The following is a 24,617-nucleotide window of genomic DNA, read 5'->3' as shown; positions in this document are numbered from 1 at the left end:
CACGCGTCATGCGCGCTCACCGGCAAGCCACGCGCGCCAACCGCCGAACCCGGTGATGTCGGTCCCGGAGTCCACCCCGAAACTTTCGCACACGAAGCCGGTGACCCACTCGCCATTCGCCAGCTCAACCTTCCCCAGCGCAAGCGGAGAGGGAATGCTGGCGACGAACGAACCCAACTCCAGGCTCGGCATCTCCCAGACCTCCACCGCGATCGCCCTGCCGCCGTCCGACACTCGCCACATACCGGGCCGACTCGTACCGCCCGGCGTGGCCGCCAGCGCGGCCAACCGGTAATTCGGCGCTGTGTGCGTCGCCGCTATCAGGCGTGCGCCGCGGCACACCAGTTCACGATTGAGCGGCAAACCCTGCATATGCGCGCCGCACACCGCGACGCGCACCCGATCGTTGAGCGCCGCCGAGCGCTCGCTCGTATCGGTATCGGGCTTGCCGTGCCCGACGCATTCAACACCGCTCATGCGCTGCAACGTGTCGGCCACGCTCAACAGATACTGATCCGTGAACGCGCGGCCGAACACGGTCACGCCCCACGGCAAACCGTTCGCCATGAACGCGGTCGGCGTCGCGACGGCCGCATAGTCGAGCAGGTTCATGAAGTTCGTGTAGTAGCCGAGCAGCGAGTTCGGCCCGATCGGGTCGCGCTCCAGTTCCGCCAGCGTGACGGGCCGCGGATACGTCGGCGTGAGCACGAAGTCCAAAGGTTCGAGCGCGGCATCGCAGACAGCCTTCAACGCCTGCAGGCGGTATTGCGCGCGAAAGAGTTCGACAGCGCTCGCGCCCGGCGCGCGCGCCAGCACGTCGCGAATGACCGGCAGCACGGCATCCGCGTCGGCCTCCAGCAACTCGCCTACGACGCTGTACCGCTCCGCGACCCACGGACCTTCATAGAGCAGTTTTGCCGCTTCGACGAAAGGTGCGAAGTCGATGTCGACGGCTTCACCGCCCGCCGCCTCGAGTATCGCGCGCGCCGCTGCGAACAGCGCGGGGCTTTCCGCGCAGTCCGCGAAATAGAGTGCCGACGGCACGCCGAAGCGGAACTTCGTCGGCGTGCCGAACGCGCGTGCGTCGTTCCACTGCGGATTCCTTCGGCTGTAGGCATCGCGCGGATCGGGCCGCGCGGTCAACGCGAGCAGTTCGCTGGCCTCGTGCGCGGTGGCCGTGAAGTACGTCACGCAATCGAGCGTGCGGCAGGCCGGCACGACGCCGGCCGTCGACAGCAATCCCCTGGTCGCCTTCAGTCCGACGAGGTTGTTCAGTCCCGCGGGCACGCGGCCGGAGCCGGCGGTGTCGGTGCCGAGCGCGAAGCTCGCGAGGCCCAGCGCGACCGCCAGCGACGAGCCCGCGCTCGATCCGCCCGACGGATAGTCGGGATGCACGCTGTTGCGGCACTTGCCGTAGGGCGAGCGCGTGCCGTTCAGGCCGGTGGCGAACTGGTCGAGATTGGTCTTGCCGAGCGGCACGGCGCCCAGCGCGATCAACTGCGCGACCAGCGTCGCCGATTCCGCCGGCGTATAGGCAAACGCCGGACACGCCGCCGTGGTCGGAATGCCGGCGAGATCGATGTTGTCCTTGATGGCGAACGGAATGCCGTAGAGCGGCAATGCATCGATCTGCTGGGTCTCCAGCCAGTCCAGGTAGGGCGCGAGTTCGGCGTCGTCCAGAAGGCGGATGAACAGATGAAACTCGGGATCGAGCGCCGCGGCTTTCGCCAGCAGATCGCCGATCAGTTGGCGCGGCGTGAGCGTCTTCGCGCGGTAGGCGGCGCGCAGCGTGGAGAGGCGCAAATCGAATGAAGACATGAGTGGGTTCCCCGAATGGTCCAATTCAAATACGTTCGATGACGGCGACACGCTGCCCCGCGCGCACCGGCGAGCCGGGCGCCACATGAATCTCGCCGACGGTTCCCGCACACGGCGCGCACACGGCAATCTCCATCTTCATCGACTCGATCACGAGCAGCACGTCGCCCGCCGCGACGGTGTCGCCCGACGCCGCTCTCACCTGCCACAGGCGGCCGGCGATCTCGCTCTCGACCGCCACTTCGCCGTCTTTCAGCGGCGCCGGTTCGGCGCCCTCGGCGATAGGCGCATCGAAGGACGCTTCCGTTGTCCCGGCTTCGCGCCAACGCTCGCGCTCGGTCTGAAACGCGGCTTGCTGACGCGCGCGGAAGTCCTGGATGCCGGCGGCTTCGCGCGCGAGAAACGCTTGATAGTCCGCCAGCGACAGCATGCTCTCGTCGATTTTCAGCGGGTATCGGCCGAGCGGAAAATCCGCGCGGATGCGCAGCAGTTCGTCGGCGCTGACTTCGTAAAAACGGATCTGGTCGAAGAAGCGCAGCAGGTACGGCCGCCCCGCGAAATCCGCGAAGTCGCGATAGCGGTTCCACATCTGCAGCGTGCGGCCGACGAACTGATAGCCGCCCGGCCCCTCCATGCCGTACACGCACAGATACGCGCCGCCGATTCCCACCGAGTTCTCCGCCGTCCACGTGCGCGCGGGGTTGTACTTGGTCGTCACGAGCCGGTGGCGCGGATCGAGCGGCGTGGCGACCGGCGCGCCGAGATACACGTCGCCGAGACCCATCACCAGATAGCTGGCGTCGAAGACGATCCGTTTGACCGCGTCGATCGAATCGAGGTCGTTGATGCGGCGGATGAACTCGAGGTTGCTCGGACACCAGGGCGCATCGTTGCGCACCGTCGTCATGTATTTGTCGATCGCGAGCCGGCACGCGGGATCGTCCCACGACAGCGGCAAATGCACGATGCGCGACGGCACGCGCAAGTCCTTCTGCAACAGCACGTCCTGCCATGCACGCTCGACGATCGCGAGCAAGCGCGCGAGCGGCAGGCTGTCGGGCCGATAGTGAATCTGCAGCGAACGGATACCCGGCGTCAGATCGATCACGCCCGGCAACGCCAGCGCTTGCAGCGACTGCATCAGCGCATGACCGCGGAAACGCAGCACGAGATCGAGTTCGGTGGGACCGATTTCGAGCAGCAGATGCGTATCGCCCGACACGCGCGCGACGAGGCGCTCGCGATCCGCGCCGGTATCGAGGACGATCGGCGACGTGAGGGGCGCGTGCGGTGTGGTGGCCGCTTGTGTCGCTTCAGCCGCTTCCGCCGCTTGTGCGTCGCATTCGAGCGTCCGCAGTTCGTGCTCGCGCCGGCGCATCGCCTCGCGCGCCTCGGCGATCTGGACCGGCACGAAGCGCAGCTTGTCACCCGCCTTCAACTGGCCGATCTGCCACAGATCGGCCTCGATGATCGTCACCGGACACACGAAGCCGCCCAGGCTCGGACCATCGGGTCCGAGGATCACCGGCATGTCGCCGGTGAAATCGACGGCGCCGACCGCATACGGGTTGTCGTGAATGTTCGACGGATGCAAGCCCGCCTCGCCGCCGTCCTCGCGCGACCACTCCGGCTTCGGTCCGATCAGGCGTACGCCGGTGCGGCTGGAGTTGAAATGGATCTCCCATTCGGTGTCGAAAAACCGTTCGATATAACGCGGACTGAAGTATTCGGGCGCGCCGTGCGGACCATAGATCACGCGCAGCGTGCGCACCGCCGCCAGCGCCGGGACGTGGGCGAGCGCAGCGCCCGCACGCTTGTCCCGCAACGGCTGAAGATGCAGCACGTCGCCGGCGCGCAGCGCTCGGCCGCCGTGGCCGCCGAACTGGCCCAGCGTGAACGTGCTGCGGCTGCCGAGATACACGGCGACATCGAAGCCGCCGCGCACGCACAGATACGCACGCGCGCCCGCGCCGCGTATCGTGCCGAGCGCGAGCGTCGAGCCGGCGGCGACGAACAGCGCGGTGTTCAAAGGCTGTTCGATATCGTCGAGCGTCAGCGGCAAACTCGCGCCCGTCACGGCGACGACCGCATCCGTGTTGAAACGCAGGATCGGTCCGCTCATCGTGATTTCGAGCGCGGCGGCGTCGGCGGCGTTGCCCAGCAGCCGGTTGCCGAGCCGCAACGCGCGATCGTCCATCGGACCCGACGGCGGAATGCCGACGGCCCAATAGCCGAGCCGCCCCGGATGATCCTGCACGGTAGTCTGCCGGCCGCCGCTGACGACTTCGACCGTGCTCGCCCGATAGGCGAGCCCTTCGAGGCAGCGCGTCCACGGCTCGCCGGACGCGAAGGGCCGGTCGTCGAGAATCTGGCGCAGGTAGTCGCGGTTCGTCTCGATGCCATAGAGGCGCGTGTTCCCCAAGGCGTCGGCGAGCGCGTGGCGGGCCTGGTCGCGCGTCGCCGCCCAGGCGATCAGCTTCGCCAGCAGCGGATCGAAATATGGCGGCACTTCGCAACCCGCATCGATCCACGTATCGATGCGCAGCGCGCGGCCCTCGGCCGGAGGAAACGCAACGTCGGTCAGCAGGCCCGGACTCGGCTTGAAGTCGCGGCCCGGATCCTCGGCATAGAGCCGCGCCTGAATCGCGTGACCGCGCGGCTCCAGACCCGCCGCGAGTTCGTGCAACGGCGCGAGCGTGCCGGCCGCCAGTTCGATCATCCAGCGCACCAGGTCCACGCCCCACACCTGTTCGGTCACGCCATGCTCGACCTGCAGGCGCGTATTCACTTCGAGAAAATAGAATTGCCGCGCGAGGCTGTCGTAGACGAATTCCACCGTGCCGGCGGAGCGGTAACGCACCGCTTTCGCGAGCTTGATCGCGGCCTCGCACAAGGCTTGCGACATGCCGTCCGGCAAACCGGGAGCAGGCGTCTCCTCCAGTACTTTCTGGTTGCGCCGCTGCACCGAGCAGTCGCGCACGCCGAGCGCGATCACGTCGCCGCGGCCGTCGCCGAATACCTGCACTTCCAGATGCCGCGCCCGCTCGATGTATTTTTCGAGGAACACGCCGGCGTCGCTGAAATTGTTCTGACCGAGGCGCTTGACCGCGTCGAAATGCGCGCCGAGTTCGTCGGCGTTCCAGCACACCCGCATGCCGATCCCGCCCCCGCCCGCCGTGCTTTTGAGCATCACCGGATAACCGATCGCCGCGGCCGCCGCGAGTGCGGCGCGCAGGTCGTCGAGCAGGCCGGTGCCCTCCAGCATCGGTACCCGCTCTTTTGCGGCGATGGCGCGGGCCGTGTGCTTGAGGCCGAACGCGCGCAACTGCTCGGGCGTCGGTCCGATGAACGCGATGCCCGCCGCTTCGCATGCTTCGCCAAAAGCCGCGTTCTCCGAGAGAAACCCGTAGCCCGGATGAATCGCCTGAACGCCCTCGCGGCGCGCGATGTCGAGGATCTTGTCGATGTCGAGATAGGTGGCCGACGCGGGACCGTCGCCGAGCGCGTGCGCGATGGGCGCCTCGCTCACGTGCAGGCTCGCGCGATCCGCTTCGGCATACACGGCGACCCCGGTTACCTCGAGTTCACGCAGCGTTCTGAGAATGCGGCACGCAATGGCGCCGCGATTGGCGATCAGGATTTTCTCGAACATGAGATGACTGGATTCATCGGCGGGTCGTCCCGCCACGTGGGAGATGCATGCCGAGGTCGTCCGCGGCAGCATGCACGGCAGAGGTACGCGTCAGCGCCCGGCGTGCGTGAGTTGTTCGCGCGTGAGCGTGCAGCAGCGGCCGGAACGGACCAGCAGCACGTAGTAGAGCCAAAGGCGGATGCGCTTCAGTTCCATATCAGCAACTCCGCGGGCGTGGGGTTGTAGGCGTTGCACGGGTTGTTCAGTTGCGGGCAGTTGGAAATCAGCACGATGACGTCCATTTCCGCGCGCAGTTCGACGTACTTGCCCGGCGCCGAGATGCCGTCCTCGAACGTGAGACCGCCTTCCGAGGTCACCGGCACATTCATGAAGAAGTTGATGTTCGCGCCGATATCGCGCTTCGACAGGCGGCCGTCGTGCGCGCAGGCACGCAGGTAGTTGTCCCGGCAGCTATGCATGTGGCGCTTTTCCAGCGCGTAGCGCACGGTGTTGCTTTCCTGCGCGCACGCGCCGCCGAGCGTATCGTGACGCCCGCACGTGTCGGCGACGATCGTGAGCATCGGCTTGCCGAGATTCGAATACAGCACCGTGCCCGTCGTGAGATAAAGGCTTCCCTGCCGGCGCAACGTGCGTTGCGGGTCGAAGCGCTCGCGCGGATCGGCGAGGCTGTAGAACAGCGTATCGACCGCCTGATTGCCTTCGAGATCGAGAATGCGCAGCGTCTGTCCGGCGCGCAGTTCGTGCAGCCAGGGTTCGCCGGCCGCGAGCGTCTCGCGAAACACCGCCTGTTCGGGGCGCTTGTCGCTGAGCGTCAGCGTATTCGTCATGATGTCGGCTCCCGTCAAAGAAAGAAACGTTCGGTGTTGATGAACCCGCGCACGTTTTCGTCGCAGGACGTGCGGCACAGCTCGGCGACGTCGGGCGACGCATGGCTCAACGTGAGCTTGACCGGCTTGGGCGCGTAATGCGGATCGGGATCGAGCGGGTGCTGGATCGCGGTCAGCACGACGAGCGTGTTCATCGGCGCATACAGTTCGACGTAGTCGCCCGCCTTCGAATTGCCGGGCACGAAATTCAAGGCGCCCGCATGCGTGACGTCGACGCGGCTAAAGAGATTGAGCGTCATCAGCAGATCGGAAATGCCGAGCCCCCACTTGCCCATTTCGACGAGCAGGTTGTCGGCGCCGTTGCGATGGAACGCGTTGCGCAGTTCCTGATAGCGGCCCGTGCCGTAGCGCTCGTGCACTTCCTCGGCATTCGATACGCCGCCGATGCTGTCGTGCCAGCCGCAGGTGTCCGCGACGATCGCGGCGAGCACGCGGCCCATGTCGGAGTACAGGCAATGACCGGCGGTGAGCTTCGCCGTGTGCTGGCATTTGAGCGTATCCGGCAGGTTGAGCCGTTCGCTCTTCTCGGCGGCGTTGACCAGCATGACGCTGACGTTCGCGCCGCCGCGCAGGTCGGTGACCCGCAACGATTGGCCGCGCTTGACGATCAGCGATGCGTGGCCGCCGCCGGGAATGGTTTCTTCGAGTAACACGTTCATGTCGTTCATGATTTTTCTTCACACCGGGATCGTGGCGATCCGCGAGTCCGTCCGCGCGTCGACCCGTTCCGCGCCCCGCACCACCGCCTGGGCCAGATGGAGGGACGATGCGCTGGCGCGGCTGTGGTCGAGCGGAATGTTGTAGGTGATGCGCGCGCCATAGGCGCCGGGCGCCTGCGGATCGACACGGACCTTGTCGAACACCAGCACGCGGCTGCCGAGCGTGAAACCTTCCTTCAGGTCGTGCGTGACCATGAAGATCGTCAGCTTCGCTTCGCGCCATAGCCCCAGCAGCAAGTCGTGCATGTCCTTGCGGATACCGGGATCGAGCGCGCCGAACGGCTCGTCGAGCAGCAGCACGCGCGGCTTCATCATCAGCGCCTGGGCAATCGCGAGACGCTGCTGCATGCCGCCCGACAGGTGCTGCGGATACTTGTCCAGCGACGCGCCGAGGCCCACGCGTTCCAGCATCGCGACGGCTTCGTCGCGCGCGGCGCGCCGCTTCGCACCAAAGAGGCGGCCGGTCAGTTTCGCGCGCGGCAGTTCGAGGCCGAGCATCACGTTGCGAAGCACGCTCAGATGCCCGAATACCGAATAGCGCTGGAACACCACGCCGCGATGCGCATCCGGTTCCGCCGGCAGCGGTTCGCCGTCGAGCAGGATCTCGCCGCGCGTCGCGCGTTCCTGGCCGAGCAGCAGGCGCAGGAACGTCGACTTGCCGCAGCCCGACGCGCCGACCATCGAACAGAACTCGCCTGCTTCGATCCGCAGGTCGAGCCGTTCGAGCACGACCTGATCGCCATAAGACTTCCAGACGTTGCGCACCTCGATCATCGCGCGTCTCCGCCGTACCACGGGAACGACCAGCGCGTGAGGCGGCGCAGCAGTTCGTCGGTGACCCAGGCGAGCAGCGTGATCCACGCGACGTAAGGCAGGATCACGTCCATCGCGAGGTAACGGCGTACCAGAAAGATGCGATAGCCGAGCCCGTCCGTCGCCGCAATCGCTTCGGCTGCGATCAGAAACAGCCACGCGGAGCAGAGCGAAAGCCGCATCGCGACCAGCAGGCGCGGCAGCAATTGCGGCAGCAGGAGGCGCAGGATCAAGGTCCAGCTCGTCGCACCGAGCGTTTGCGCCTTGACCCACAGTTCGGTCGGGATCTCACGGCCGCGCGCGTGCAGATCGCGAATGATCATCGGCGTGATGCCGACCACGATCAGCACCACCTTCGACAATTCGTCGAGCCCGAACACGATGAACAGGATGGGCAGCACCGCGAGCGGCGGGATCATCGATATCACCGTGACGAACGGCGAAAACGTCGCGCTGACGAGCGGAAAAGCGGACGTCGCGAGCGCCGCCGCGAGCGCGATCACGGCGCTCACCGCGAGGCCGATGCCGAGCCGCCGCAAGCTCGACGCGGTGTCGGCCCACAGCAGATACTCGCCGGTGCGCTTGTCCTCGGTGAACGCCACTTCCTTGATGGCGTCGCTCATCTGCGTCGCGCCCGGCAGCAGCTTGTCATCGGGATTGACCTTGAGCCGCATCGACGAGCCGGTGAAATAGACCGCCGCCATGACGATGAACGGCAGCAACAGCAGCATCAGGCCGCCGCTTCGGCTCGGATGTCGATTGATGAGTCGCATGGATGCCTGCCTTGCAGAAAGCGTGAGGAATCGGACTCAGAGCTGGCCGGCCGCGGCCATCTTCACGTAGGTCGGATCGAAGCGCAGCTTGACGTTGCTCTTGCTGCCGACCACCACGCCCTTGTCGAACGCCATGCCGACCACGTCGGCGCTCTTCGCGTTCTGCCCGAGCAAACCGTGATCGAACGAGAACTTCGCGACGCGCGCCATGATCTTCGGCAGATCGGGATTGGTGACGAAGTCGACGGCGGCCTGCGGCGTGTAGAACAGCGCGGTGGTCGACAACTGGCCCTTGAAGCCCGCGAGATCGGTGCCCGACGCCTTCGCCATCGCGGTGAGCGCGGCCGTGCTGCCGGCGCTGTTGGCATGCATCAGCGCGACCATTTCGAACCAGGCGCCCGTCAGCGCCTTGCCGAGCGCGGGGTTGTCGCGCAGGGTCTGCGTGTTGACCACCATCATGTCCATGATTTCGCCGGGAATCCGGCTCGAATCGAAGACCTCGGTGACGTTCGGCTGCGCCTTGAGATCGGCGAGCATCGGGTTCCACGTCACGGCGTTATGGACGGCGGGCGTCGCGAACGCACCCGAGATGTCGGCGTCCGACGTGTTGACCACCTTGAGGTCGCGCTCGCTCATGTGCGCGCTGTCCAGCGCGCGCGCCAGCAGGTAGTGCGACACGGAGAACTGCACGAGATTGACCTGCTGGCCCTTCAGATCGGCGACCTGTTTGCCCTTGCCCTTGATGAGCACGCCATCGTTGCCGTTCGAATAATCGCTGACGATGAGCGCGGTCGAATCGACGCCGCCCGAGGCCGGGATGGTCAGCGCGTCCATGTTCGTCATCGCGCAGCCGTCGAACTTGCCGGCGGTGTACTGGTTGATGGATTCGACGTAATCGTTCAGTTGCACGACATCGACGTTGATGCCGTATTTCTTCGCCCACTTCGAGACGATGCCCTGGGTTTTGGCCTCGCCCCACGGCATCCAGCCGGCGTAAATGGTCCAGCACACCTTGAAGTCGGTGCGGCCGGCGGCAAACGAAGTCGTTGAGGTGAAGGCGGCGAGGGAGACGGCGGCAATGCCGAGAAAGCGGACGAGCTTGCGCATGAGGTTGACCTCGAAGGGACGGTTAGCGGCGGCAGGGAGCAGCGCAAACATCGCGTTCTCTCCCGGGCTTTTATCCCGCCGTGTAACCTCGCCTGAGGTCGACAGCTCTCGGACCAGCGCCTGCGTGAAGCAGGCCGGAACCCTAGCCGTCCATTTCCAGATTGTGTGCTGAACCGGATGACGCGCCGGCTCCTTGCGCCTGTTCTTATGCCAGAAGCGTGCCAGCGGGAAATCGCCGCATTTCGGCCCGGCGCGGCGGATATGTGCCCCGCTGCGGGGACGGGGCGCACCGCGGCATGCGCGACCGGCACCTCATTCGTGCATGGGCGCTAGGCCGCCACCTGAAACACCGCGACCGCGTCGCGCAACAGCCCCGCCTGTTCCTCCAGCGACTTCGCCGCCGCGGCGGCCTCCTCGACGAGCGCCGCATTGTGCTGCGTGACTTCGTCGATTTGCGAAACCGCCTTGTTGACCTGTTCGATGCCGTCGCTCTGCTCGTGCGCGGATGCCTCGATCTCGTTCATCACGCCGGTCACGCGCTGCACCGCGCCGAGCGCTTCCTGAATCGTCTTCTGGGCGTCGGACACGAGCGAGGCGCCCTCCCGCACCTTGGCGGCCGATTCGCCGATCAGTTCCTTGATCTCCTTGGCCGCCGCGCCCGAACGCTGCGCGAGACTGCGCACTTCCGACGCCACCACCGCGAAGCCGCGCCCCTGCTCGCCCGCCCGCGCCGCTTCCACCGCCGCGTTCAGCGCGAGGATGTTGGTCTGAAATGCGATGCCCTCGATCATGCCGATGATCTCGGCCACCTTGCGCGACGATTCGGTAATGCCGTCCATGGTCTCGGTGACGCGCGACACCACCGCCCCGCCGCGCGTCACCGTATCGAGCGCGCCTTGCGCGAGGCGGTTCGCCTGCTTCGCGTTGTCCGCGTTCTGCTTCACCGTGGCCGAAAGCTGTTCCATGCTCGCCGCGGTCTGCTGAAGCGCGGCCGCTTGCTGCTCGGTGCGCGACGACAGATCCGCATTGCCCGAGGCGATTTCGTTCGCGCCCAGCGTGATTGCCGTGGTGCTGCCGCGCACCTTGGCCACGGTTTCCACAAGACCGTCGCGCATCTTCGTCAGCGCGCTCAGCAACTGGCCCATCTCGTTGCGCGATTTGCTCGCGATCGCAACCGTCAGATCGCCGGCGGCGATTCGCTCGAAATGCTTGACGGTCGCGTTCACCGGCTTGATCAGCGCCGCCGACAAAGCGGCGCGCGCCGCCACGCCGATCACGATCGCGATGACGCCGACCGAGACGAACAGCAGCGTCGCCATTTCGAAGCGCTGTTCGGCGGTTGCGGCTTGCTGGCGCTGGTTGCCGGTCTGCGAACGCTCGAGCGCGTCGATGGCCTTCGAATAGCTCGCGTAAAAGCCGTTGGCCGTCTCGCCCTGAATGTTGCGGAAGGTATTGAAGTCGAAGTCGGCGAGCGCCTTGAACTCCGGTTCGATCGCCTTATCGACCAGCGTCGCGCGCGCCTGCTCGACGCTTTGCGCGAGCTTCTTTTCGTCCTCGCTGGTGAACGGGCCCGCCATGTAGTTGCGGAAATCCTTGTTCGATTCGACCAGCACCTTGTGCGCGGCCGGCAACAGATCGTCGGTCTGCTTGCCGACGCTAAAGAGCGTCTGATACGTGCCCAGCGCGAGTTGCACTTGCAGCAGCTTCTCCGAACTCGCCTTCAGATGCGACAGCGCGACGGCGCTGCGCTGCGTGTCGTCGAGACTGCTGTTGGCGAGCTTGAGCGCGCCATAGCCGACACCGATCACCGTCAGCAGGAAAACGACGAATACGCTGATCACCAGCGTCAGGCCGCCACGAATTGTGATGTTATTTAGCATTGGGTCTCCGGAACGTCTTGCCGATCGGCGGCGAAAACAGGCTGGCATGCGCGGCATGCTTCTTTCGGCGCATGACCGACACGTCGCCGCATCCCGGGTTAACGACGCGCGCGAGTGCTCGCTAAATAGGTGGAATCCATGACTGGCGGGCGTTTGCGGGCAGTTCGAACCTCACTATCTGGGATTTTGCGCGGGCTCGGCGGGAATGCCGCTTTTCCGGGCGGCCCGGATTTCATTTGTATAATTCGGCGTCTTCGCTCAGGCCCACTTTCATGCTCAGTTTTGCGCTCGGCTTTCTCGTTTCACTGCTGATCACGCTGTTGATCGTGCGCTACGCGCATCTGCATGAAAAATTCTCCACCGACACCGATCTGGCCGGCGTGCAGAAGTTCCATGTGCGGCCGGTGCCGCGCATCGGCGGAACCGGAATTCTGCTCGGGCTGATCGTGTCGGCCGTGCAGTTGCATGGCGCTTATCCGGCCGTGTCGGGCGGCATTCTCGGGCTGATCGCGTGCGGCATGCCGGCGTTCGGCTCGGGGCTCATCGAGGATCTGACCAAGCGCGTGTCGCCGCTCGCGCGCCTCGTCTGCACGATGGCGGCCGCCGCCCTCGCCTATTTCCTGCTCGATATCGCGGTCACGCGCATCAGCGTGCCGCCGCTCGATTTTCTGCTGTCGTATGCGGTGATTTCGTTTGCGGTGACGGTGCTTGCCGTCGCGGCGCTCGCCAACGCGATCAATATCATCGACGGCTTCAACGGCCTTGCGTCGATGGTCGCGTTCATGATGTTGGCGTCGCTCGCCTATGTGGCGTTCCAGGTGCACGACCCGATCGTGCTGTCGGCGTCGTTCATGATGATGGGCGCGGTGCTCGGCTTCTTCATCTGGAACTTTCCGGCGGGGCTGATCTTTCTCGGCGACGGCGGCGCGTATTTCATCGGCTTCATGCTGGCCGAACTGTCGATCATGCTGGTGATGCGCAATCGCGACGTGTCGGCGTGGTATCCGGTGCTGCTCTTCATGTATCCGATCTTCGAGACCTGCTTCTCGATCTACCGCAAGAAGTTCATTCGCGGCATGTCGCCGGGCATTCCCGATGGCGTGCATCTGCATATGCTGGTGTACAAGCGGCTGATGCGCTGGGCGGTCGGCGCGCGCACCGCTCGCGAGTTGACGCGGCGCAATTCGCTGACGTCGCCGTATCTGTGGCTGCTCTGTCTGATCGCGGTCGTGCCGGCGACGTTGTTCTGGCGGCATACGCTGCATCTGTTCTGCTTCGTGGTGGTGTTCGCGGCCACCTACGTATGGCTTTATATGAGCATCGTGCGCTTCAAGTCGCCAAGATGGATGGTGGTGCGAAAGGCGAAGCGGTAATGAAAAAAGGCGCCCGTGGGCGCCTTTTTTCATCGTGCAGACTCATCGCACCGCTTCGGTTCTACGACGCCCGCGTCGCCACCTCGACGCTGCGCAATGCGGGCGCGGCGGCCGGCTGGTATTCCGGCACCCAGCGCCGTAGATCGCGGCGCACCTCGTCGTCGCTTAGCACGCGATGCTGCATCAGCCACGGCAACAACTTGTCCAATAGATCGTCGGATACTTCCCGCGCACGCGCGATCCGCAGTTTGGGATGCGGCGTGCGTGTCGTCGTTTCGTCGCATGCGAGCAGTTCTTCGTAAAGCTTTTCGCCAGGACGCAAACCGGTGAACACAATTCTGATCTGCTCCTCGGTAAAGCCGTACAGGCGGATCAGGTCACGAGCCAGGTCGACGATCTTGACGGGTTCACCCATGTCGAGAATGAAAATCTCGCCGCCATGCCCCATGCTCGATGCCTGCAACACGAGTTGCGACGCTTCGGGAATGGTCATGAAGAAGCGCGTGATCTCCGGGTGAGTGACCGTGACCGGACCGCCCTTCGCGATCTGCTGCTGGAATTTCGGAATCACACTGCCGGCGCTGCCGAGCACGTTGCCGAACCGGACGGTTTCGAACTGGGTGCGAGAACTGGTCTGCTGCAAGGCCTGGCAAGCCATTTCCGCCAGCCGCTTGCTTGCGCCCATCACGTTGGTCGGGTTGACCGCCTTATCGGTCGAGATGAGCACGAAGTGCTTGACGTCGTGCCGGATCGCGGCGCGCCCGACCCGATAAGTACCGAGCACGTTGTTGCGGACGGCCTGCCACGCGTTCTGCTCTTCCATCAGCGGGACGTGTTTGTAGGCGGCCGCATGAAATACGATGTGCGGCGTGTGGCGCGACATGACCTGATCGAGCAGCAGCGAGTCCTTCGCATCGCCAATCACCGGAATCACGGACAGGCCGGGGAAGCGGTCATGCAACTCCTCGGTGAGCCGATAGATCGCGAATTCGGACAGGTCATAGGCAATGAGTTGAGCCGGCTGAAACCGCAAGATCTGACGGCATAACTCGGAGCCGATCGATCCGCCCGCGCCCGTGACCATGACGATCCTGTCGCGCAGCAGCGCCTCGACATGCGGCGTATCGATGTGGACGGGATCACGGCCCAGCAAATCCTCGAGATCGATCTGCCGCACGCGCGACAGAAACGCCTGGCCTTGCGTGACATCCGTCAGCGCGGGGAGCACGAGGGCGCGCACGCCGGCGCGCACGCACAGTGTCGCGACGCGACGCTGAACATCCACCGAAGCCGACGGAATCGCGATGATCGCGTATTCCGTCTTCAGTTCCTCGGCCATTTGCGGCAATGCGCTGATGGAGCCCAGCACCTTGTAGCCGTAGATTTCGCGCCCATGCTTCGAAACGTCGTCGTCGAGCAGGCCGACGAGACGCCATTCGCTCGAACGGGAGAGTTCACGCGCGAGATTGGCGCCCGCGTTGCCGGCGCCGAGCACGACTACCGGCTTGCCCTGGCCGACGAGTCCGCCGTATAGATAAAACTCCTTGGTCGCCCGATACAGCGCGCGCGCGCCGCCCATTGCGAGGAACAGAAATAACGGCGACACGACCAGCACGGAGCGCGGCACGATCGGCACCGGCTGGACCATCACCGAGACGACCATGGCAACCAGCGCGCCGGCGACCACGGCTTTTGAAATGCGGACGAGATCCGGCAAGCTCGCGAAAACCCACATGCCGCGATACAGGCCGAAGATGCGGAACATGACGCCGTAGACCGGCAGCACCCAGAGGAGAGAGTGCAAGGCGCCGACCCGGAAGTCTTCGGGAACGGTGCCGTTGAAGCGGATGATGTACGCGACGAGCCAGGAGCCGGCCACCGCGCATAAGTCGAAAAGGAAAGCGCTGAAAGACAGCCAGGTGGCCTTGGTTCTTAGCATCAGCGTCTACCTCAGTTATCGGACAGTGTTGATTGAAACCGACGCCAGCGCAGATCGATTACCGCGCCTGCTACACAGAGAACGACGATCCAACCGGCAACCACGCCCCACTGAAAAACAGGGGCGCTGCCCAGCGCACAAAGAGCAAGCATTATGCCAGCTACCATCAGGACATACCACGCCAAAGCTGTCCGGGCGTGCCCGATGCCGGAACGCACCATACGTTGATAGTAGTGCTCGCGGTGAGCTTGCCAAAATTTTTCGCCGCGAAGCAGCCGCCGCGCCAAGGTGACCGACGCATCGGCGATGAACGGCGCGAACGCCATGACGGGGAACCACACGGGCCAGACGGCCGCGCGCCAGCCCCAATAGCCGAGCGCACCGGCCAGGAAGCCCAGCGAGATGGAACCGGCGTCGCCGAGAAAAATACGCGCCGGGTGGAAATTGAACAGCAGGAAGCCGAGCGCCGCGCCTGCAAGCGCGCTGGCCGACCACGCGAGTTGCGGCAGAGGATGATCGCTGAGCAGGGCCGCCGCCGCGTAGCCGGCGAAACCGAACAGCGCCATGCCGCCTGCAAGACCGTCCGCGCCGTCCATGAAATTGTAAAGATTGACCAGCCATAACATCAAAAACGCAAGAATTGCCAGGAACCACCAGGGCGCGTCGGCGGGAAACAGCGCGACCAGTCCGACCACGGCGACCATGTGCGCGGCGAACCTGACGCGCGCCGGCAAGCCGCGACGGTCGTCGAGTTGCGAAACCGCCGCCAGAAAGGCCGTGCCCAGCGCGGCGTACCACAGGCTCGGCGCGAGCAGCAGCGTTGCCGCCACGCCCACCGGGACGATGCCCCAGCCACCGACGCGCGGGGTCGGCGCGACGTGCAGCGAGCGGTCGTTGGGGACGTCGGTGGCAAGCCGCCAGGCGATGCCGGTCTTGAGCAGCGCCCACAGAATGGCGGCGCACGCGCCAGCGGAACCGAGCGCGATCAAGGTCACGGTCATCCAGATCGGGAGCGTGGAAATGTACGTCGACATGCGCGCCCTCAGTGCGTGGATCGATACCAGCGGGCGGTCGCAGCCAGCCCGTCGTCGGTCGAATACGGCGGCTGCCAGTCGAGCGCCGCGCGAATCCGGGCGGTGTCGAGCTGCAAGGCGCCCACCAGCCGGTCGACTTGCGCCGTGCGCCCGCTCAAGCGGCCCGCGAGCCGCAGCCAGCCGGCAGGCACCGGCAGCAACCGCGCGGGCTTGTGCAAATGACGGCCGAGCGCGCGCGCCAGTTCGGCGACCGTGGGCGCGTCGCTGTCCGCGACGTGGAAGCATTGGGGCGTGGCGCGCGGGTCGATTGCACAGTGCATCAGCGCATCGGCCAGGTTGTCGACATAGACGAGACTGCGCCGTGCGCTGATCGCGCCGAGCGGCAAAGGCACGCCCTTCCAGATTGCGTCCATCAGACGCAGGAAATTGGCGCGCACCTGGGGCCCGTAAACCAGCGGCGGACGCACCGTCACCACGTCGAGGCCGGTTTCCTCGCCGTAGCGCGACAGGGCCTGTTCGGCGGCAAGCTTGGAGCGGCCATAGGCGTCCTGCGGGGCCGGCGGGTCGTCTTCACGCAACGGACGGCCGGGGTCGCTTTCAGCCAGCGCCTTGACGCTGCTCACGAATACGAAGCGCCGCACGCCGTGATGCCGCGCGGCCTGCGCGACGCGTAAAGCGCCTTCGACATTGGTCGCGTGAAACGCCGCGTCGGGGTCGGCGGCGTTGTCGCGCATGACATGGACGCGTGCCGCGAGATGGACGACACAGTCGGGTGTCAGCGCTTCGGGCCATGTGCTTGCAAGACCGGCGAAATCCCGGGTGGCATCGACCCACTCATCCACATCACTCACGCAGCCGCCCGCTTGCCGCACCAGGCCCGTGACGTTATGACCGTGGTCGACCAGGGTTCGGCATAGCGCCCGCCCGACGAAGCCGTTCGCACCGGTGACGAGAATCCGGCTCATAGCCATTTCCAGCCGAAGCGGCGAAAGAATTTGTACGCCGATGCCGCGAACATCTGGATATGCGCGGAGCCCTTGCGCGCCGCGCCGCCGCCGTGATGCAGCACGCGCACCGCGGGTGTGTAGACGACCCGGGTGACGTCATGGGCTCGCAGGCTCAGGTCGTAGTCCTCGAAGTAAAGGAAATAACGGGCGTCGAAGCCCTTCAGCTCCTTGAGCACGGACGTGCGGAACAACATGAAACAGCCGCTGACGATCGGCGGATCCCATACGACGTCGTGCGCATTGATCCGGTCGCGCATCTCGTAGAGAGCAAGACGACGCCTGAAGAGCCGGCGCAGTTGCGCAGGCAGAAAACCGCGTGCGAACAGATCGAGAAGCGTCGGGTAGCGACGGCATAAGAACTGCTGGTCTCCCTGCTCGTCGCCGATCCAGGGCGTGATGAGACCTGCCTCGGGGTGCGCCTCGAAAAAATCGAGCGCGTGGTCGAGCGCGTCGTGCTCGAGTTCGATGTCCGGGTTCAGCACCAGGTGATAACGGCTGCTGATGCGCTCGATCGCCAGGTTGTGACCGCGCCCATAGCCCACGTTACCGTGCCCGGCGACGATCGTGCAGACGACGCCGTGCGCCCGGAGCGCGTCAAGGGTCGCGGATACGTCGGGCAGCCCGCCGTTGTCGATCAGGTGGAGTGCGATCGGAAAGCCCGGCCGCCTGGCAATCAACGCATCACAGGCAGCGCCGAGGCTTGCAAGCGTGCTTTGCAATTTCGCCATATCCGGCCGATAGACCACGACGGAGACGGACAAACCTTCAATTGTGGAACGGGGCGCGCTTGTGGCATTCATGTGGACGAAGCGGTCTGGCGCCTCTTGGAAATTATCGTAAGGAGGGCCGCAACAAAAGCGCAAGTGTGCTTAAAAGCGCCGATTAGAGCAACAGGCTTTGCGCTTTGTTACTCGAACGGCATGCGGATAGCGGCATAAAACAGAAAAATTGCGTTGAATATGCACGCCACGTGGTTCGGCAAGACGTCGCGGCAAGCCGGGTAAGCCACGGTAAGCATGGGACGCCGAGGTCGGGGGTTGTCAAACGTTAAGTAAATTGGACAATTAATGCCCATTGAGGAAAACGAGAGCGATGAAAGCTCGATTGACGGCCCGCCGGGGCTCCTCTTGTACAATTCGCCACCCGTCGAAATCGATTCGCGTCTTTAGCCGCTAAATATGAGCCACCACGTAATTATCGCCGGCACCGGACGTGCCGGCACCAGCTTTCTCGTTCAATATCTCGCCGCCTGCGGCCTGGAAACGCATCTGGCGGCGAACCCGGACGACAAGCTCGATGAGAACGCAAACGCGGGCCTGGAAGACACGCCGATCGCCGGCCATGCGCTGCCGTACATCGTCAAGTCTCCGTGGTTGTTCGAGGTGGTCGACGACCTGATGGCGAGGACCGACATCACCCTCGACGCGGTCATCATGCCGATGCGCGACATCGTCGAGGCGGCGACAAGCCGCGTCATACTCGAAATGCGCGCTCGCTACGGCAACGAAAACGTGGATCCCCAGGTGGCGCAATGGGAGACCTGGGGCCAGACGCCCGGCGGCATCGTCTATTCGCTCAATCCGATCGACCAGGCGCGAATCCTCGCCTTGGGTTTCCATGAAACGGTGAGGGCGCTCGTCAAAAAAGATGTCCCGATGATTTTTCTGGACTTCCCCCGGCTCGTCGAGGAAGGAGATTATCTCTGGTCCAAGCTCGAACCGATTCTGCAGACCCGCATCAATCGGCAGGACGCGAACGCTGTCCACTCGAGGATCGCGGATTCCGGCAAGGTGAGAGCCGGCAAGGAGATTGGCGAAGCTGCAAAGCAACAGGCGCAGTCGGGCCAACCGGAGAAGCTGTCGAAGAGCCAGGTCTCATTTCCGTCGCATGAAACGCTCGATCGCGCGGCGCTTTTACGCGAACTCACCCGCCTGCGAGGCGAAGTCAAGGCCAGGTCGGCGGACGCGGTTCACTGGCAAGGTCAGGCCGAGCAAGCGAGCGCACTCGCCGATCGTTTGTCCGCGGAGAAAGAGGGGCTCCGCTCACAACTCGAACAAACGATACGGGAAGCGGCTGACGCACAAGCCAGAGCGGAAGCCGATCTGAAAGCGCATGAAGAAGCAGCGCGAATGCACGCCAGCGAGCTTGAGCAGCAGTTACAGCAGGATTACGAACAAAGAACGCGAGATGAGCGAACAGAAGCCAGTGCTCGAATCGCGGCGCTCGAACATTCGATCGCCCATCTACGCGACTCCACCTCGTGGCGCGTCACCGAACCGATCCGTGTGATTGCCCGGCGAGTCCGCGGCAGATCGTAGCGCATATCCGCGTTCTTCGCGGATCGATTCGCCCGGAGGCCGCTGCCAGGCGGGCCGCACCGGCGCCAGCGGTGCCCGTGAAATGACCTTTCGTGGTAACGAACGACAAGCCGCCGTAATCTCTGGATATAATTTGTGCCTCCTTTCGCAACAATATCTCGAGGCGCATGAATACGGCCAACTTGCCTGTCGGTACCGCTGGACCGGCCGACCTCCCCGATCTATCCGTCCAACGACTGTACGATGATCGGCTCGACCCTCTTTTTTGGGTAGCGGACCGAATTGATGCGCATAGCGCGTGGAGCGGGCATATTCCCTTCGCGCACTGGATCATAAGTGCGGTCAAGCCAAGGCTATTCGTAGAACTGGGCACTCATACGGGCGTTTCCTACGCCGCGTTCTGCCTGGCCATCGAGCGCCTCGGCCTCAATACGCGTTGTTATGCGGTGGACACCTGGACCGGAGACCCGCACGCAGGACGATACGGCGACCAGATCTTTGCCGATCTGGATCAGTATCACCGCACCAAGTTCGCGGCATTCTCCACGCTCATGCGCTGCACGTTCGACGACGCGGCACCGCATTTCGCGGATGGAACGATCGATCTGCTTCATATCGACGGTCTCCATACCTACGAAGCGGTCAAGCACGATTTCGAAACCTGGAAAAGCAAGCTAAGCGATCGAGCCGTCGTTCTGTTTCACGACACCAACGAGCGACATGACGATTTCGGCGTATGGAAATTATGGGCGGAACTGCGAACGCAATTTCCGTCGTTCGAGTTTCTTCATGCGCATGGTCTCGGCGTCCTTGCCGTCGGCGCGAATGTCAGTGAAAGCGTCAGCACGCTGTGCGCACTCGGCAATGCGGACGCGGCGACGGTCCGCAACCGGTTCGCCCTGATAGGCGGACGCTGGGAAGCGGAGCAAAGAGAAAAAGGACATATCGAATACGCGGGCGCTCAGGCTCAAGCACACGTCCAGGCTCTGAACGACGCGCGAGCTTCCGCGAACGCGGAACTCGAACAGGCCAAAGTCGGCGAGCGGCAGATGGCCGCTCATGTCGTGGAGGCCGAGGTCAGGGAGCGAACCGCCAACGCGCGTGCCGCCAAACTCGAAGCAACGCTCAGACGCGAGCGGGACGATCATGCGCGCGAGATAGCGGCGATGAGTGAGCGCATTCATGCCGCTCCGGCAGTTCGTCCAGAAGTGGAGAAAGCGCTCGCCGATGAGCGGGCGCAACGCATGGCGATCGAATCGAGCATATTCTGGCGCCTGACAAGCCCGGCTCGAAGCTTTCTTACTTCACACCCGGCAGTGCATCGCAATGCCGTCCGCGCCGCCAAGGTCGTGTTCTGGTCGCTGCGAGGCCAACTCCGCACCAAGCTCGTGGAGCGCAGGCAAAGAACGGAGGCCGCGGCCATCATCAGCCGCTCTCCTCTTTTCGACGCCGCCTGGTACGTCTCTCAATACCCCGATGTCGCAGCCTCCGGTCTGCCGCCCGCGTTGCACTACGCGGTGGTCTGGACCGATCGCAGAAATCCCAGCCTCAAGTTCGACGCCAACTGGTATCTGAGCCACTACGCGGATGCTGCGGCAATGCAACTCAATCCTCTCGTCCACTACGAAAAGTATGGACGAGAACAAAATCGCGCCATTCAACCGGTTTCCCGCTCGCCTTCCGTAGCGTCGAATACGTATGTTCATGCGGCGCAGGGAATCCGTCATCCGATCGACGTCCGCGATTTACTCAGCCAACACTTTGCGTCAATCGCCCCATTGCGCACGTACGCGGTGACCGGCGAGCCGAGGCGCGTCACCTTGGTTACCGATAGCATTGGCCCCGGTAGTTTGTTCGGCGGGGTCGGCACCTCGATCGTGTTCGCGGCTTCGCTGGCCAAGCACATCGGCGCACGGTTGCGCCTCGTTACGCGAAGCGAACCGGCTGATCCGAATGCATTCGGGCATATCCTCAAACTGAACAATATCGACTGGCACGACAACATCGACTTCATTTTCTCGGGGATAACCGGTGGACACGAAGTACCGGTAGGACCCGACGAACTGTTCGTCACCACCTCATGGTGGACCACCAGATCGGTGCGACAGATAGCTCACCCGGACCGCATTATTTATCTGATGCAGGAAGATGAGCGAATGTTCTATGCGCACGGCGATGAGCGACTTCGCTGCATTGAAACGGTCAGCGATCCGGACATTCGCATCGTGATCAACACCAGGATGCTATTCGATCATTTGACAACCGGTCCTGATGCACTTGCGAACGTATCGCGGAACGGCGCGTGGTTCGAACCCGCATTTCCGACACTGTTTAACGGCGAGAACCATCCGAAGGCGACGAACGGCGTGCGTCGATTCTTTTTCTACGCTCGCCCGCATAACCTTCGCAATCTGTATTGGAGAGGCCTCGAAGCGATTAGCGCGTGCCTGGAAGATGGAACGCTTCCCGCCGAGCAGTGGGAGTTCCATTTCGTTGGCAAGGATATGCACGACATCGAACTGCCTCATGGTATTCGGCCGTTCTTTCACCAGAATCTGCCGTGGCAAGACTATATCGATCTGGTGCGGACCATGGACGTTGGACTGTGCCTCATGGATACTCCCCATCCCAGCTATCCGCCGCTTGATCTCGCGGCTACGGGCGCCGTTGTCGTCACTAATCGAAGCGGGCTCAAGAAGTCTTTGGAACGATATTCCCGCAACATTCTCTGCGCCGATCACAGTGTGAGCAGCCTCAAGCAGGAAATCGTCAAAGCCGTGGCATTGGCAAACGATCCAGTGAGAAGATCGGCGAACTTCGCTCAAAACAAGATCGGCGAAAACTGGTCCGAATCTCTAAGCCAATGCCTGTACCAGCTTTACCCTGACGCGGGCTCGGAGGGGCGTCATGTTTGAGTCTGCCCTCACGGACCGTATCGAATACAGTGACCCGTGGCACCTCACGTTCGAACAGCGCTTTTCGATGCTGAACACCGCGCCGACGCGTGTCGCCTATTTCTATGAAAGGCCAGACAACAGCACGTTCCGGTACAGAATTTTCAATATGGTCGAGGCGCTCAACGCGGAAGGCGAGGTGTCCGCGTCCTGGTTCCACTACGGCGACATAAAGAGAATGCACGCGGTGATCGATCAAGTCGATGCGCTCGTGTTTTGCCGCACCAGATACGCGCCGTGTATTGCGCAACTGGTGTCCCACGCGAAAAACCGTGGCGTGCGAGTGCTGTACGACGTCGACGATCTGGTGTTCAACGCGGACTACGTGCATCTGGTCCTGGACACGCTGGACCGGGACGTCGACCAGGAACCTGTGCTCGACGATTTCTTCGCTTATTGCTCGCGAAACGGTGCTTTGTTACGGGCGTGCGATGGCGCGATTACGACCAATACATTTTTGGCGCAGCAGATACGGACTTTTGCGCCACATGTCACCGTCGGCGTCATACCCAATTTTCTTAACCGCGAGCAGCAGGCGGTATCAGAGCGACTTTTCAGGCGCAAGGAAGTCACTGGCTTCAAGTCGAGCGCTCCATACCACATAGGCTATTTCAGCGGATCTCCCACGCATAACCGTGACTTCGCCGTGGTTTCGCAAACGTTAGCGCAGTTGCTCAGGCAAGACGACGACCTTCGGTTGGTGATCGTCGGATTCCTGCAACCGGGGCCATCGCTCGAACAGTACGCGGATCGCATCGACCGATACCCGCTCCAGGATTATCTGAATCTTCAGCAGCTAATCGCGCAAACCGAAATCAATATTGCGCCACTCATCGACAATACGTTCACGAACTGCAAATCCGAACTCAAGTTTTTTGAAGCGGCGATTGCCGGCACGATCTCGATAGCCACGCCGATCTTCACATTCCGCAATTCGATCGTCGATGGAAAGACCGGGTTTCTCGCCAAGTCTCACGAGTGGGAAGCCAAGTTGTCGCGTGCGCTGATGCTATTACGCGACAGGGACGAGTACGCGAAAATGGCGGTAGCCGGTTTCGACTACGCGAAGCAGAACTATGGCTGGGACCAATATGGCAAGACAATCGTCAACACCATTTTCGGCAAACAGATTTCACCCCACAGCGACCAGATGAGTAGTCCCGAAGCAGCATTAGCTCAACTCTAGGCGCGCCCCGCCCCGCCGTTCGCAAGACGACGGAGGGCGCCCTAAAACCGGAGACATGCATGGACCGCAGAGGCAAATTGATTGATGGATTGGATCTACAAACGGCCGTCGGCGTCGAGATAGGAGCCCTCTGCAATCCGATATTGACCAAGGCCGATGCAGCGGTCATTTACGTGGACTACGCCGACGCCGACACACTTAGACGGCACTATCACGGCAATCCCCACGTCGATCCGGCAAAGATCGTCGAGACCGACGTTATCTGGGGAGCAAAAACATTAAAAGAGTCCCTGAACCGGGAAATTGACTTCGTCATCGCATCCCATGTCGTGGAACATGTCCCGGACCTGGTTGCCTGGCTCAATGAACTCCATTCAGTCTTGTCTCCCTCCGGTGAAATCCGACTCGCGGTGCCGGACCGACGCTTTACCTTTGATTTTCTCCGCAGGGAAACCCAACTCGCGGAAGTTCTGGCGGCTCATCTGACGCACCCTCGAGCGCCACAGCCTTATTTCATTCTCGACTATTTTCTGAATGCCATTCCAATCGATGCCATGGCCGCGTGGCGAGGCGACATTCACGCCGAGAACCTGAGCCGAACCGCCGATGTGCGTCGCACATTAGAGCGCGCGAAGAACGCTTTGGAAACAGGCGTGTATTGCGATGCGCACTGCTGGGTTTTTACCCCTTATTCGTTCGCAACGTTGATGGAGCAATTGGCCGCGGCGGGGCTCGTATCCTTGAGTTGCGAACAGTTTTTCGACACGGAGCGGGACACCATAGAGTTTTTCGTCGCCCTCCGCCCCTGTGAAGATAGGGCACGTGTCGTCGATAGCTGGCGACGCATGGCCGAGACGTGCAATGTCGAGGCTCCCGATACCGCCGAGAGCACCGCTATCAGCGATCTCACCAACCAGTTGTCGATGGCGACAGAAGCGTTAGCGGCAACCCAAGCCGACGTCGAGCGACTGCAACAGACGCTCAACGTTACCGAGGCTCGCTTGCAAAACGCGCTCAAGACCATCGAGTCGATACATCACTCGAGTTCGTGGCGAGTGACCGAGCCGCTAAGAAAAATGAAAACCACGCTCAATAGACGCGCCAGTCGATAAACACGCCGGCGAGTGGTTGTTGCTCCCGTTCCGCGCACGATTGAC

At 63.2% G+C, this 24,617-nt stretch carries 17 protein-coding genes and 1 riboswitch; of the genes, 5 read left to right on the top strand and 12 right to left on the bottom strand.

The genetic code is table 11. The features are described 5' to 3' along the window. Window positions 1–6: 6 nt before the first annotated feature. The 8 genes from atzF to ACOCG7_RS15690 form a co-directional block, all read right to left on the bottom strand. Window positions 7–1,818: an allophanate hydrolase gene (gene atzF, locus ACOCG7_RS15725; RefSeq protein ID WP_114161973.1), complete on the bottom strand. Its 1,812-nt coding sequence runs from the start codon at window positions 1,816–1,818 to the stop codon at window positions 7–9. Between the two features lie 25 nt (window positions 1,819–1,843). Then, window positions 1,844–5,470 carry an urea carboxylase gene (gene uca / locus ACOCG7_RS15720; protein WP_114161972.1) on the bottom strand — a complete coding sequence of 1,209 codons (3,627 nt, stop codon included), beginning with the start codon at window positions 5,468–5,470 and terminating at the stop codon, window positions 1,844–1,846. Between the two features lie 185 nt (window positions 5,471–5,655). Then, the gene (locus ACOCG7_RS15715) at window positions 5,656–6,297 is read right to left on the bottom strand and encodes an urea amidolyase associated protein UAAP2 (protein ID WP_208645232.1); all 642 of its coding nucleotides are present in this window, start codon (window positions 6,295–6,297) and stop codon (window positions 5,656–5,658) included. Window positions 6,298–6,311: 14 nt separating this feature from the next. Further along, window positions 6,312–7,016 (bottom strand): urea amidolyase associated protein UAAP1, encoded by a 705-nt coding sequence (locus ACOCG7_RS15710; protein ID WP_374709808.1) that lies wholly within the window; start codon window positions 7,014–7,016, stop codon window positions 6,312–6,314. Window positions 7,017–7,034: 18 nt separating this feature from the next. Further along, window positions 7,035–7,850, bottom strand: coding sequence for an ABC transporter ATP-binding protein (locus ACOCG7_RS15705; protein WP_114161970.1), 816 nt, complete (start codon window positions 7,848–7,850; stop codon window positions 7,035–7,037). After that, on the bottom strand, window positions 7,847–8,662 hold the full coding sequence (locus tag ACOCG7_RS15700; protein WP_114161969.1) for an ABC transporter permease: 816 nt from the start codon (window positions 8,660–8,662) through the stop codon (window positions 7,847–7,849). The genes ACOCG7_RS15705 and ACOCG7_RS15700 overlap by 4 nt, the downstream gene beginning before the upstream one ends. 36 nt (window positions 8,663–8,698) lie before the next feature. Continuing rightward, window positions 8,699–9,769 (bottom strand): putative urea ABC transporter substrate-binding protein, encoded by a 1,071-nt coding sequence (locus ACOCG7_RS15695; protein ID WP_073431710.1) that lies wholly within the window; start codon window positions 9,767–9,769, stop codon window positions 8,699–8,701. 57 nt (window positions 9,770–9,826) lie between these two features. Beyond that, window positions 9,827–9,926, bottom strand: a riboswitch (guanidine-I (ykkC/yxkD leader). Window positions 9,927–10,098: 172 nt separating this feature from the next. Further along, on the bottom strand, window positions 10,099–11,649 hold the full coding sequence (locus tag ACOCG7_RS15690) for a methyl-accepting chemotaxis protein (protein WP_114161968.1): 1,551 nt from the start codon (window positions 11,647–11,649) through the stop codon (window positions 10,099–10,101). Window positions 11,650–11,921: 272 nt separating this feature from the next. Between ACOCG7_RS15690 and ACOCG7_RS15685 the strand changes: the two genes are divergently transcribed. Beyond that, window positions 11,922–13,022, top strand: coding sequence for an MraY family glycosyltransferase (locus ACOCG7_RS15685; RefSeq protein ID WP_114161967.1), 1,101 nt, complete (start codon window positions 11,922–11,924; stop codon window positions 13,020–13,022). 61 nt (window positions 13,023–13,083) lie between these two features. On the opposite strand, the gene ACOCG7_RS15680 is transcribed toward ACOCG7_RS15685, so the two are convergent. Genes ACOCG7_RS15680 through ACOCG7_RS15665 form a run of 4 tightly spaced genes read right to left on the bottom strand, consistent with a single transcriptional unit; the run spans window position 13,084 to window position 17,802 of the window. Further along, a complete protein-coding gene (locus tag ACOCG7_RS15680; protein ID WP_083085738.1) occupies window positions 13,084–14,961 on the bottom strand; it encodes a polysaccharide biosynthesis protein in 1,878 nt (625 codons plus the stop codon). An 11-nt stretch (window positions 14,962–14,972) separates the two neighbouring features. Continuing rightward, window positions 14,973–15,995: an MraY family glycosyltransferase gene (locus tag ACOCG7_RS15675; protein WP_083085737.1), complete on the bottom strand. Its 1,023-nt coding sequence runs from the start codon at window positions 15,993–15,995 to the stop codon at window positions 14,973–14,975. Between the two features lie 8 nt (window positions 15,996–16,003). Next, the gene (locus ACOCG7_RS15670) at window positions 16,004–16,960 is read right to left on the bottom strand and encodes a UDP-glucose 4-epimerase family protein (protein ID WP_114161966.1); all 957 of its coding nucleotides are present in this window, start codon (window positions 16,958–16,960) and stop codon (window positions 16,004–16,006) included. Then, on the bottom strand, window positions 16,957–17,802 hold the full coding sequence (locus ACOCG7_RS15665) for a glycosyltransferase family 2 protein (protein ID WP_114161965.1): 846 nt from the start codon (window positions 17,800–17,802) through the stop codon (window positions 16,957–16,959). The genes ACOCG7_RS15670 and ACOCG7_RS15665 overlap by 4 nt, the downstream gene beginning before the upstream one ends. Window positions 17,803–18,180: 378 nt before the next feature. Between ACOCG7_RS15665 and ACOCG7_RS15660 the strand changes: the two genes are divergently transcribed. The 4 genes from ACOCG7_RS15660 to ACOCG7_RS15645 all read left to right on the top strand — a co-directional run bounded on the left by ACOCG7_RS15660 (window position 18,181) and on the right by ACOCG7_RS15645 (window position 24,572). After that, on the top strand, window positions 18,181–19,320 hold the full coding sequence (locus ACOCG7_RS15660; RefSeq protein ID WP_114161964.1) for a hypothetical protein: 1,140 nt from the start codon (window positions 18,181–18,183) through the stop codon (window positions 19,318–19,320). Between the two features lie 167 nt (window positions 19,321–19,487). Continuing rightward, window positions 19,488–22,235: a class I SAM-dependent methyltransferase gene (locus tag ACOCG7_RS15655; protein ID WP_114161963.1), complete on the top strand. Its 2,748-nt coding sequence runs from the start codon at window positions 19,488–19,490 to the stop codon at window positions 22,233–22,235. Then, a complete protein-coding gene (locus ACOCG7_RS15650; RefSeq protein ID WP_114161962.1) occupies window positions 22,228–23,460 on the top strand; it encodes a glycosyltransferase family 4 protein in 1,233 nt (410 codons plus the stop codon). The genes ACOCG7_RS15655 and ACOCG7_RS15650 overlap by 8 nt, the downstream gene beginning before the upstream one ends. A 59-nt stretch (window positions 23,461–23,519) precedes the next feature. Beyond that, the gene (locus ACOCG7_RS15645) at window positions 23,520–24,572 is read left to right on the top strand and encodes a methyltransferase domain-containing protein (RefSeq protein ID WP_114161961.1); all 1,053 of its coding nucleotides are present in this window, start codon (window positions 23,520–23,522) and stop codon (window positions 24,570–24,572) included. The last annotated feature ends 45 nt before the right edge of the window (window positions 24,573–24,617 follow it).

The sequence above is a fragment of the Paraburkholderia sp. DD10 genome, from assembly GCF_049177125.1.
Classification (GTDB): Bacteria; Pseudomonadota; Gammaproteobacteria; order Burkholderiales; family Burkholderiaceae; genus Paraburkholderia; species Paraburkholderia terricola.
The sequence above is the reverse complement of the archived record's forward strand: the minus strand, read 5'-3'. Positions and strand labels throughout refer to the sequence as shown.

Bases quoted from the DNA above. Each gene is read 5' to 3' on its own strand.
- atzF (WP_114161973.1), bottom strand. From the start codon at position 1,818: ATGTCTTCATTCGATTTGCGCCTCTCCACGCTGCGCGCCGCCTACCGC.
- uca (WP_114161972.1), bottom strand. From the start codon at position 5,470: ATGTTCGAGAAAATCCTGATCGCCAATCGCGGCGCCATTGCGTGCCGC.
- ACOCG7_RS15715 (WP_208645232.1), bottom strand. From the start codon at position 6,297: ATGACGAATACGCTGACGCTCAGCGACAAGCGCCCCGAACAGGCGGTG.
- ACOCG7_RS15710 (WP_374709808.1), bottom strand. From the start codon at position 7,016: ATGAACGTGTTACTCGAAGAAACCATTCCCGGCGGCGGCCACGCATCG.
- ACOCG7_RS15705 (WP_114161970.1), bottom strand. From the start codon at position 7,850: ATGATCGAGGTGCGCAACGTCTGGAAGTCTTATGGCGATCAGGTCGTG.
- ACOCG7_RS15700 (WP_114161969.1), bottom strand. From the start codon at position 8,662: ATGCGACTCATCAATCGACATCCGAGCCGAAGCGGCGGCCTGATGCTG.
- ACOCG7_RS15695 (WP_073431710.1), bottom strand. From the start codon at position 9,769: ATGCGCAAGCTCGTCCGCTTTCTCGGCATTGCCGCCGTCTCCCTCGCC.
- ACOCG7_RS15690 (WP_114161968.1), bottom strand. From the start codon at position 11,649: ATGCTAAATAACATCACAATTCGTGGCGGCCTGACGCTGGTGATCAGC.
- ACOCG7_RS15685 (WP_114161967.1), top strand. From the start codon at position 11,922: ATGCTCAGTTTTGCGCTCGGCTTTCTCGTTTCACTGCTGATCACGCTG.
- ACOCG7_RS15680 (WP_083085738.1), bottom strand. From the start codon at position 14,961: ATGCTAAGAACCAAGGCCACCTGGCTGTCTTTCAGCGCTTTCCTTTTC.
- ACOCG7_RS15675 (WP_083085737.1), bottom strand. From the start codon at position 15,995: ATGTCGACGTACATTTCCACGCTCCCGATCTGGATGACCGTGACCTTG.
- ACOCG7_RS15670 (WP_114161966.1), bottom strand. From the start codon at position 16,960: ATGAGCCGGATTCTCGTCACCGGTGCGAACGGCTTCGTCGGGCGGGCG.
- ACOCG7_RS15665 (WP_114161965.1), bottom strand. From the start codon at position 17,802: ATGAATGCCACAAGCGCGCCCCGTTCCACAATTGAAGGTTTGTCCGTC.
- ACOCG7_RS15660 (WP_114161964.1), top strand. From the start codon at position 18,181: ATGAGCCACCACGTAATTATCGCCGGCACCGGACGTGCCGGCACCAGC.
- ACOCG7_RS15655 (WP_114161963.1), top strand. From the start codon at position 19,488: ATGAATACGGCCAACTTGCCTGTCGGTACCGCTGGACCGGCCGACCTC.
- ACOCG7_RS15650 (WP_114161962.1), top strand. From the start codon at position 22,228: ATGTTTGAGTCTGCCCTCACGGACCGTATCGAATACAGTGACCCGTGG.
- ACOCG7_RS15645 (WP_114161961.1), top strand. From the start codon at position 23,520: ATGGACCGCAGAGGCAAATTGATTGATGGATTGGATCTACAAACGGCC.